The 10,594-nt window shown below is 62.3% G+C and carries 5 protein-coding genes, 3 rRNA genes and 1 pseudogene; 4 read left to right on the top strand and 5 right to left on the bottom strand.

Translation table 11 applies throughout. The features are described 5' to 3' along the window. Window positions 1-76 precede the first annotated feature (76 nt). The 3 genes from A9X03_RS16200 (at window position 77) to A9X03_RS16190 (ending at window position 3,028) form a co-directional block, all read left to right on the top strand. Window positions 77-961: a LysR family transcriptional regulator gene (locus A9X03_RS16200; RefSeq protein ID WP_197499004.1), complete on the top strand. Its 885-nt coding sequence runs from the start codon at window positions 77-79 to the stop codon at window positions 959-961. A 67-nt stretch (window positions 962-1,028) separates the two neighbouring features. After that, entirely contained in the window at window positions 1,029-2,528 is a 1,500-nt protein-coding gene (locus A9X03_RS16195) for a DNA-3-methyladenine glycosylase 2 family protein (RefSeq protein ID WP_068018443.1), read from the top strand. Next, complete coding sequence (locus A9X03_RS16190) at window positions 2,525-3,028, top strand: methylated-DNA--[protein]-cysteine S-methyltransferase (RefSeq protein ID WP_068261901.1); 504 nt, start codon at window positions 2,525-2,527, stop codon at window positions 3,026-3,028. Before A9X03_RS16195 ends, A9X03_RS16190 begins: the two co-directional genes overlap by 4 nt. A gap of 59 nt (window positions 3,029-3,087) precedes the next feature. Here A9X03_RS16190 and rrf read toward each other — a convergent pair. The 4 genes from rrf to murA form a co-directional block, all read right to left on the bottom strand. After that, window positions 3,088-3,200, bottom strand: a 5S ribosomal RNA gene (gene rrf / locus A9X03_RS16185). Between the two features lie 93 nt (window positions 3,201-3,293). Further along, window positions 3,294-6,392, bottom strand: a 23S ribosomal RNA gene (locus A9X03_RS16180). Window positions 6,393-6,674: 282 nt separating this feature from the next. Then, window positions 6,675-8,202, bottom strand: a 16S ribosomal RNA gene (locus A9X03_RS16175). Together the 16S, 23S and 5S rRNA genes form the textbook arrangement of a ribosomal RNA operon. A gap of 369 nt (window positions 8,203-8,571) precedes the next feature. Continuing rightward, window positions 8,572-9,825, bottom strand: coding sequence for a UDP-N-acetylglucosamine 1-carboxyvinyltransferase (gene murA / locus A9X03_RS16170; protein WP_067281208.1), 1,254 nt, complete (start codon window positions 9,823-9,825; stop codon window positions 8,572-8,574). A gap of 170 nt (window positions 9,826-9,995) precedes the next feature. Between murA and A9X03_RS16165 the strand changes: the two are divergent. After that, a pseudogene (locus A9X03_RS16165) lies at window positions 9,996-10,367 on the top strand (ATP:cob(I)alamin adenosyltransferase); the annotation flags it as partial. On the opposite strand, the gene A9X03_RS28545 reads toward A9X03_RS16165, so the two are convergent. Beyond that, window positions 10,270-10,594 (bottom strand): ATP:cob(I)alamin adenosyltransferase (locus A9X03_RS28545; protein ID WP_231968796.1); only part of this gene is annotated, 325 nt, incomplete at its 5' end. The pseudogene A9X03_RS16165 and the gene A9X03_RS28545 overlap by 98 nt on opposite strands.

Genomic DNA, 10,594 nt, shown 5'->3' with positions numbered 1-10,594 from the left:
CGCCGACGCAAAGCGAAGGAAATGAATTATTCGCAGGTTTAATATGCTCCAAAGACATAAGTCGAGGATGGTGCGCGTGGCGGGCGACGACTACGAGTGGTTCGTCACACTTGCGGAGCTGGAACACGTCACGGCGGCCGCCGAACAGCTTCGCGTGGCCCAGCCGACGCTCACCCGGATGCTCGCGCGTCTGGAACGGCGGCTGGGCGTGGCGCTGTTCGATCGTCGCGGCAAACGCCTGTCCCTCAACACGTATGGCCGGATCTTCTACGAGCATGCCCGACGCGCGCAGCTGGAGCTCGACTCGGCCAGGCGCGCGATTGACGACCTGGCCAACCCGGCCGTCAGCGAGATCCGGGTGGGCTTCCTCGGCTCGTTCGGGGCGACGGTGGTGCCGCGCCTGATCGCCCGGTTCAAGGAATCCTCACCCCGCGTGGCCTTCGCGCTCGAGGAGGGCGCCGCCGAATCGATCGGCGAGCTGGTGCTGGCCGGGCGCGTCGACGTCGGGGTGGTGTCCCCGCGGCCACGGCGGCCAACTCTCGCCTGGCGCAGCCTGTTTCGGCAGCGGCTCGGTGTCGCCGTGCCACGTGGTCACCGATTCGAGGGCGATGCCGCGGTGTCCATGACCGATCTCGCGGACGAGCCCGTCGTGGCCATGCACCCCGGGTTCGGCATGCGACGGCTGCTCGACGAGCTCTGCGCCGCGGCACAATTCCAGCCGCGGATCGTGCTGGAGGCGGCGAACCTCACCACGACCGCGGGCCTGGTGGCCGCCGGGCTGGGTGTCGGCCTGATGCCCATCGACGGCAGCGAATCCGCGGCGGGGTTGAGCGTGCTGCCACTGGCCGACGCCGACGCGTACCGCGACGTGGGGATGATCTGGGACTCGGGCCGGCCGCTGTCCCGCCCGGCCCGCGACTTCATCGCCGCCGCCGCGGCCGTGCGGCACGACGGCCCCTAGGTGGGCTCCCACTGCCATGTCGCTTTTCCGCCAGTTTTGTCACCGGGCGGGTGTAAGTCTTAGAAGCGTGCACGACGACTTCGAACGCTGCTACCGCGCCGTCCAGTCCAAGGACGCCCGGTTCGACGGCTGGTTCGTCACGGCGGTGCTGACCACCCGCATCTATTGCCGGCCCAGTTGCCCGGTTCGGCCGCCGTTCGCCCGCAACGTGCGCTTCTACCCGACCGCGGCCGCCGCCCAGCGGGCCGGATTCCGGGCGTGTAAGCGGTGCCGGCCCGACGCTTCGCCCGGGTCACCGGAATGGAATGTCCGGGGCGACGTCGTCGCCCGGACGATGCGTCTCATCGCCGACGGCACCGTGGACCGCGAAGGCGTCGGCGGCCTGGCGGCGCACCTCGGCTACACCACCCGCCAGCTGGAGAGGCTGTTGCAGGCCGAGGTCGGCGCCGGCCCGCTCGCGCTGGCCCGCGCCCAGCGGGCGCAGACGGCCCGGCTGCTTGTCGAGACCACGGACCTGCCATTCGGCGACATCGCGTTCGCGTCGGGGTTCTCCAGCATCCGGCAGTTCAACGACACGGTGCGCTCTGTCTTCGAGAGCACCCCGAGGGAGCTGCGCCGGCGGGCGGCGGGGCGGGCCGGGACCGGCACCGCTTCGCCGGGGGCCGTGTGCCTGCGACTGCCGGTCCGCACCCCGTTCGCCTACGAGGGCGTCTTCGGCCACCTGGCCGCCGGCACCGTGCCCGGTTGTGAGGAGATCCGCGGCGGCGCGTATCGACGGAGCCTGCGTCTCCCGTTCGGCAGCGCCGTCACCACCCTGACACCGGCCGTCGATCACGTCCGCTGCGTGCTGGTGCTCGATGACTTTCGCGACCTGACGACGGCGATCGCCCGCTGCAGGCGACTGCTGGATCTCGACGCCGATCCCGAGGCGGTGGACGACGCGCTGTCCGGCGACCCGCACCTGCGTCCGGTCGTGGGAAAGGCCCCCGGACAACGCATTCCACGCACCGTGGACGAGGCCGAGCTCGCCGTGCGCGCAGTCCTGGGCCAGCAGGTGTCGACCAAGGCGGCCAGAACCCACGCCGGCCGCCTGGTCGCGGCCTACGGCCGGCCGATCGCCGACCCCGACGGCGGGCTGACCCACACCTTCCCGTCCGTGGAGCAACTCGCGGAGATCGACCCCATCCACTTGGCGGTCCCCAAGACCCGGCGACGGACCCTGAGCGCATTGGTCGCCGCCCTCACCGACGGCAGTATCGTCCTCGACAGCGGCAGCGACTGGGAGGCCGCCCGCAGACAATTGCTGGAGGTGCCCGGAGTCGGCCCATGGACCGCGGAGGTGATCGCGATGCGTGGGCTCGGTGACCCGGATGCCTTCCCCGCCACCGACCTTGGGCTTCGGATGGCCGCCAGGCAATTGGGCTTACCGACCGACGAACGGGCCCTGATCGGGCACGGCGCCCGGTGGCGCCCCTGGCGCTCCTACGCCACCCAGTACCTCTGGACCACCCTCGAGCATCCGGTTAACCAATGGCCACCACAGGAGCCCCAGAAGGAGACAGCATGATCGAGTACCGCACCATCGACAGCCCGATCGGGCCGCTGACCCTCGCCGGTCAGGACTCGGTTCTGACGATGCTTCGGATGGTCGACCAGACTTACGAGCCCAGCCGAACCGGCTGGGCACCGAACGCCACGGCGTTCAACGAGGCCACCGACCAACTGAACGCATATTTCGCCGGCGAACTCACCGAGTTCGATTTCGACTTCGAGTTGCGCGGCTCCGAATTCCAGCGGCGCGTGTGGAAGGCCCTTCAGACAATTCCTTACGGCGAAACCAGGTCCTACGGAGAGATCGCGGAACAGATCGGCGCCCCTGGCTCCGCGCGCGCCGTGGGATTCGCGAACGGCCACAATCCCATCGCGATCGTCGTCCCTTGTCACCGTGTCATCGGCGCCAATGGGAGCCTGACCGGCTACGGCGGCGGGCTCGACCGCAAGCGAACGCTGCTCGCATTGGAGAAGAAACGCGCGTCGGTGAATGCGGCCTTGACATTGTTCGACTAGGAATGCGCCGTACCGAGAAATGCAAAAACACCCCCGTTGCCGGGGGTGTTTTTGTGTATGTTCGGCGGTGTCCTACTTTTCCACCCGGAGGGGCAGTATCATCGGCGCTGACAGGCTTAGCTTCCGGGTTCGGAATGGGACCGGGCGTTTCCCTGTCGCTGTGGCCGCCGTAACTCTATTTAAATTTGGTTTCGGTGGGGGGTGTGGTGTTCAGAGCGCCCGACGACAATAGCCGCTGGGACTGAACTAGTGGTTGCGATTGTGTGTTGGTAAGTTTTCGGCCGGTTAGTGCCAGTTCCCTGCACTCATTACTGAGCTTCCAGGTCTGGCCTATCGATCCCGTGGTCTGCGGGGGGCCTTATCCCTCTAAAAGGGTGAGAAACCTGATCTTGGAGAAGGTTTCCCGCTTAGATGCTTTCAGCGGTTATCCTGTCCGAACGTGGCTATCCAGCGGTGCCCCTGGTGGGACAACTGGTATACCAGAGGTTCGTCCGTCCCGGTCCTCTCGTACTAGGGACAGGTTTCCTCAAGTTTCTGACGCGCGCGGCGGATAGAGACCGAACTGTCTCACGACGTTCTAAACCCAGCTCGCGTGCCGCTTTAATGGGCGAACAGCCCAACCCTTGGGACCTGCTCCAGCCCCAGGATGCGACGAGCCGACATCGAGGTGCCAAACCATCCCGTCGATATGGACTCTTGGGGAAGATCAGCCTGTTATCCCCGGGGTACCTTTTATCCGTTGAGCGACACCCCTTCCACTCGGGGGTGCCGGATCACTAGTCCCGACTTTCGTCCCTGCTTGACTTGTAAGTCTCGCAGTCAAGCTCCCTTGTGCACTTACACTCAACACCTGATTGCCGTCCAGGTTGAGGGAACCTTTGGGCGCCTCCGTTACATTTTAGGAGGCAACCGCCCCAGTTAAACTACCCGCCAGGCACTGTCCGTGAACCCGATAAGGGTTCGACGTTAGGTGTCCAATACGATCAGAGTGGTATTTCAACAACGACTCCACAATTACTGGCGTAACTGCTTCAAAGTCTCCCACCTATCCTACACAAACCGTACCGAACACCAATACCAAGTTGTAGTGAAGGTCCCGGGGTCTTTTCGTCCTGCCGCGCGTAACGAGCATCTTTACTCGTAGTGCAATTTCGCCGAGTCTATGGTTGAGACAGTTGGGAAGTCGTTACGCCATTCGTGCAGGTCGGAACTTACCCGACAAGGAATTTCGCTACCTTAGGATGGTTATAGTTACCACCGCCGTTTACTGGGGCTTAAATTCTCCGCTTCACCTTACGGTTAACGGGTCCTCTTAACCTTCCAGCACCGGGCAGGCGTCAGTCCGTATACATCGTCTTGCGACTTCGCACGGACCTGTGTTTTTAGTAAACAGTCGCTACCCACTGGTTTCTGCGGCCGAATCCCGCTCCCACCGCAAGGGTGTTCACGGTATTCCGGCCCCCCTTCTCCCGAAGTTACGGGGGCATTTTGCCGAGTTCCTTAACCATAGTTATCTCGTACGCCTTGGTATGCTCTACCTGACCACCTGTGTCGGTTTGGGGTACGGGCCGTGTGTGTGCTCGCTAGAGGCTTTTCTTGGCAGCAGAGGATCACCGAATTCACCTCAACCGGCTATGCATCACCTCTCAGGATTAATGAGCGACGGATTTGCCTATCGCTCTCCCTACAGGCTTGCCCCAGTATTACCACTGACTGGTACGGCTACCTTCCTGCGTCACCCCATTGCTTGACTACTACCAGCGAAGGTCCCACGCAGCCGGCGATCCTCGCACCCCGAAGGGATTGATAGACCACCATTTGGGTGGTTAGTACCGCTGATTCGTCAGGGACGCCCACACACGGGTACGGGAATATCAACCCGTTGTCCATCGACTACGCCTGTCGGCCTCGCCTTAGGTCCCGACTCACCCTGGGCGGACTGGCCTGGCCCAGGAACCCTTGGTCTTACGGCGGGCAAGGTTCTCACTTGCCTTATCGCTACTCATGCCTGCATTCTCACTCCCCCAAACTCCACCACACGGTTACCCGGTGGCTTCGCTGCATGGGGGACGCTCCCCTACCCAACCTTGCGGTTGCCGCGGCTTCGGCGGTGTGCTTGAGCCCCGCTACATTATCGGCGCACAATCACTTGACCAGTGAGCTATTACGCACTCTTTCAAGGGTGGCTGCTTCTAAGCCAACCTCCTGGTTGTCTCTGCGACTGCACATCCTTTTCCACTTAGCACACGCTTAGGGGCCTTAGCCGGCGATCTGGGCTGTTTCCCTCTCGACGTACGGAGCTTATCCCCCGCCGTCTCACTGCCACGCTATACACCACGGCATTCGGAGTTTGGCTGACGTCAGTAACCTAGTAGGGCCCATCGGCCATCCAGTAGCTCTACCTCCGTGGTGAAACACGTAACGCTGCACCTAAATGCATTTCGGGGAGAACCAGCTATCACGGAGTTTGATTGGCCTTTCACCCCTACCCACAGCTCATCCCCTCAGTCTTCAACCTAAGTGGGTTCGGGCCTCCACGCGGTCTTACCCGCGCTTCACCCTGGCCATGGGTAGATCACTCCGCTTCGGGTCCAGAACACGCCACTACACCCCAAAGGGGATGCGCCCTATTCAGACTCGCTTTCGCTGCGGCTACCCCGCACGGGTTAACCTCGCGACGTGTCCCTGACTCGCAGGCTCATTCTTCAAAAGGCACGCCATCACCCCACAAGGAGGCTCTGACGGATTGTAGGCACACGGTTTCAGGTACTCTTTCACTCCCCTCCCGGGGTACTTTTCACCATTCCCTCACGGTACTAATCCGCTATCGGTCATCGAGAAGTATTTAGGCTTACCGGGTGGTCCCGGCAGATTCACAGCAGATTCCACGGGCCCGCTGCTACTCGGGTGTTGATATAAGGCAGGTGCCGGGTTTTCGCGTACCGGGCTTTCACCGTCTACGGCGGGCCGTCCCAGGCCACTTCCGCTAACCACGACACTTTCTGACTACCCCTCAGCCAGGTAGAGCTGAGACATATCAATCCCACAACCCCGCACACACAACCCCTACCCGGTTATCCATGCATGCGGTTTAGCCTGTTCCGCTTTCGCTCGCCACTACTGACGGAATCACAATTGTTTTCTTCTCCTACGGGTACTGAGATGTTTCACTTCCCCGCGTTACCTCCCGCACCCTATATATTCAGATACGGGTAACACGACATGACTCGTGCTGGGTTTCCCCATTCGGAAATCCTCGGATCAATGCTCGGTTGACAGCTCCCCGAGGCATATCGCAGCCTCCCACGTCCTTCATCGGCTCTCGATGCCAAGGCATCCACCATGCGCCCTTAGACACTTACTTACACACAAGAGTTTTAAAAGAAATTACACATTTTGACGAACACGCCACCGTTGCCGGCAACGCATCCGTCTAGATGCTCGCAACCACTATCCAATACTCAAACACCACACCCCACCACCAAGATGGAGGGACACCACACGGACTGGCCGAGTGTTGTCTCAGGGCCCAATAGTGTGTCTGGCAATCATTTGCTGTTGTGCACCCGGCCCCCGCCCACTACAGGCGAGAACCCCTCACGGCTCGCACCCCACCAATTGGAGTGCTTTTCGTGGTGCTCCTTAGAAAGGAGGTGATCCAGCCGCACCTTCCGGTACGGCTACCTTGTTACGACTTCGTCCCAATCGCCGATCCCACCTTCGACAGCTCCCTCCCAAGGGTTAGGCCACTGGCTTCGGGTGTTACCGACTTTCATGACGTGACGGGCGGTGTGTACAAGGCCCGGGAACGTATTCACCGCAGCGTTGCTGATCTGCGATTACTAGCGACTCCGACTTCACGGGGTCGAGTTGCAGACCCCGATCCGAACTGAGACCGGCTTTAAAAGGATTCGCTTAACCTTGCGGCATCGCAGCCCTTTGTACCGGCCATTGTAGCATGTGTGAAGCCCTGGACATAAGGGGCATGATGACTTGACGTCATCCCCACCTTCCTCCGAGTTGACCCCGGCAGTCTCTCACGAGTCCCCGGCATTACCCGCTGGCAACATGAGACAAGGGTTGCGCTCGTTGCGGGACTTAACCCAACATCTCACGACACGAGCTGACGACAGCCATGCACCACCTGCACACAGGCCACAAGGGAACGCCTATCTCTAGACGCGTCCTGTGCATGTCAAACCCAGGTAAGGTTCTTCGCGTTGCATCGAATTAATCCACATGCTCCGCCGCTTGTGCGGGCCCCCGTCAATTCCTTTGAGTTTTAGCCTTGCGGCCGTACTCCCCAGGCGGGGTACTTAATGCGTTAGCTACGGCACGGATCCCAAGGAAGGAAACCCACACCTAGTACCCACCGTTTACGGCGTGGACTACCAGGGTATCTAATCCTGTTCGCTCCCCACGCTTTCGCTCCTCAGCGTCAGTTACTGCCCAGAGACCCGCCTTCGCCACCGGTGTTCCTCCTGATATCTGCGCATTCCACCGCTACACCAGGAATTCCAGTCTCCCCTGCAGTACTCTAGTCTGCCCGTATCGCCCGCACGCTCACAGTTAAGCCGTGAGATTTCACGAACAACGCGACAAACCACCTACGAGCTCTTTACGCCCAGTAATTCCGGACAACGCTCGCACCCTACGTATTACCGCGGCTGCTGGCACGTAGTTGGCCGGTGCTTCTTCTCCACCTACCGTCAACTCACAAAGTGAGCCTTCGTCGATGGTGAAAGAGGTTTACAACCCGAAGGCCGTCATCCCCCACGCGGCGTCGCTGCATCAGGCTTGCGCCCATTGTGCAATATTCCCCACTGCTGCCTCCCGTAGGAGTCTGGGCCGTATCTCAGTCCCAGTGTGGCCGGACACCCTCTCAGGCCGGCTACCCGTCGTCGCCTTGGTAGGCCATCACCCCACCAACAAGCTGATAGGCCGCGGGCCCATCCCACACCGCAAAAGCTTTCCACCACAAGGCATGCGCCAAGTGGTCCTATCCGGTATTAGACCCAGTTTCCCAGGCTTATCCCGAAGTGCAGGGCAGATTGCCCACGTGTTACTCACCCGTTCGCCACTCGAGTACCTCCGAAGAGGCCTTTCCGTTCGACTTGCATGTGTTAAGCACGCCGCCAGCGTTCGTCCTGAGCCAGGATCAAACTCTCCAAACAAAATCTCCTCGCAGAACGAGGTGAATTTCAAATCAGAGAAAATCTGACCTAACAAAAAGACACCAAATAACTGGCATCAAAAATTGCCATACCCACACACGGGGAGTGCTAGGTATGGCCAAAAAACAACAACAAATAAAAAGACCAAACACACTATTGAGTTCTCAAACAACACTTGTTTCGCCCGTTTTGGGGCAACCCTGCCAGCTTAATACAAGTCCGGCAGTGGAGTCAACTCCCAGTTTTGGTCTTCGGAAGACCGTTTCGGGAGCAGCCGTGCCAGGCTAGTACCAATCCAGCGAGGGAGTCAAGCGCCCGGGGTGTCGGTCGCCTGGTGTGGCGACCGCCCCTGCGGGGCACTGACTTTGGTTACTCTACCCGCTCGATCTCCGCTCCCAAAATCGCCAGGTTTTCGACGAACAACGGGTAGCCGCGATCGATGTGGAAGACGTCGTGAACCTCGGTGTCACCGTCGGCGACGAGCCCCGCCAACACCAGGCCGGCGCCGGCGCGGATATCGGAACACCACACCGGGGCGCTGGACAATTGCGGCAGGCCTCGCACGACCGCGTGGTGGCCGTCCGTGCGCGCGTCGGCACCCAGCCGGATCATTTCTTCGACGAAACGGAAACGCGCCTCGAAGACGTTTTCCGTGATCATCGACGTCCCGTCGGCGATCGACGCCAGCGCGATCGCCATCGGCTGCAGGTCGGTGGGAAATCCGGGGAACGGCAGGGTCGCGACGTTGACGGCCTTGGGCCGCTCGTACTGGGTGATCCGAAAGCTGTTGTCCGTTTGGGTGACCGTCGCGCCGGCGTCGTGCAGCTTGTGCAGCACCACCTGAAGGTGGGCCGGGTCGACGCCCGTCACCGAGATGTCGCCCCTGGTCATGGCGGCGGCGATACCCCAGGTGGCGGCGACGATGCGGTCCCCGATCACGCGATGCTCGGTGGGGTGTAGCCGCGGGACGCCGGTGATGGTCATCGTCGGCGAACCGGCACCTTCGACCTGCGCGCCCATCTGATTCAACATCGTGCACAGGTCCACGACGTCGGGTTCGCGCGCGGCGTTGTGAATCGTCGTGACGCCCTCGGCCAGCACGGCGGCCATCAGGATGTTTTCGGTGGCGCCCACCGACGGGAACTCGAGCTGGATCTCCGCACCGCGCAACGTGTCGGCCTGGGCGACGACGCAGCCGTGCTCGATGTTGCATTGGGCGCCCAGCTGGCGCAGCCCCGCCTGATGCATGTCCAGCGGCCTGGACCCGATCGCGTCACCACCCGGCAGCGCGACCCGGGCCCGCTTGCAGCGGCCGACCAGCGGCCCGAGCACGCAGACCGACGCCCGGAACTGTCGCACCGCGGCAAAGTCCGCGTCGTACTTCGGCTCGTCGGGTGAGGTGATCCGGGCGACGTCGCCGTCGAGCTCGACGGTGGCGCCCAGGCCGCGCAACACCTCGGCCATCAACGGCACATCGAGGATGTCGGGGCAGTTGGTGATGGTGCTGGTGCCTTCGGCCAACAGCGCCGCGGCCATCAGCTTGAGCACGCTGTTCTTGGCGCCCCCCACTGCGACTTCGCCGGACAACCGGTTGCCGCCGGTCACCACGAATCGCTCTGCCACCCGCGTCAGTCTAGTGAAGCGGTATCGGGTTGTCAGTCAGCCCGCGTGACGACGATGCGCTCCGCGCGGCGGAGCGAGGTGGGGGCACCCCCAGCCGCGAAGCGGCGAGGGGCGAGTCAAGGCGTGAGCCGAGCCACGGCGCCGCCGCGCACCGCAGTACCGTCTTGCTCATGGCGATACACCTGACCCGCATCTATACCCGGACCGGTGACGACGGCACGACGGGGTTGAGCGACTTTTCGCGGGTCTCCAAGAACGATCCCCGCCTGGTCGCCTACGCGGATTGTGACGAGGCGAACTCGGCGATCGGGGTGGCGATCGCCCTGGGTGAGCCCGACGAGGAAATCGCCGGCGTGCTGCGGCAGATCCAGAACGACCTGTTCGACGCCGGCGCGGACCTGTCGACGCCGGTGGTGCAGAACCCCGAGCATCCCCCGCTTCGGGTCACCCAGCCCTACATCGACCGGCTCGAGGGCTGGTGTGACAAATATAACGAGAAGCTGCCGGCGCTGAATTCCTTTGTGCTGCCTGGTGGTTCGCCGCGCGCGCCAGGATGAAAAGTAGATCCGAAAGGCGGTTCAGGTACTTCGCCGGCAGGACGTTGACCTGCTGCGGCGCGGCGTCGATGGCCGCCCACGCCGACCGTTCCGCGCGACGGACGATCGTGCGGGCGACGTGCAGCAGCGCCGAAAGCGGCGAACCACCAGGCAGCACAAAGGAATTCAGCGCCGGCAGCTTCTCGTTATATTTGTCACACCAGCCCTCGAGC

Source organism: Mycobacterium sp. E1715 (genome assembly GCF_001667625.1).
GTDB lineage: Bacteria > Actinomycetota > Actinomycetes > Mycobacteriales > Mycobacteriaceae > Mycobacterium.
This window is presented reverse-complemented; position numbering and strand designations above follow the sequence as displayed.

Bases quoted from the DNA above. Each gene is read 5' to 3' on its own strand.
- A9X03_RS16190 (WP_068261901.1), top strand. From the start codon at position 2,525: ATGATCGAGTACCGCACCATCGACAGCCCGATCGGGCCGCTGACCCTC.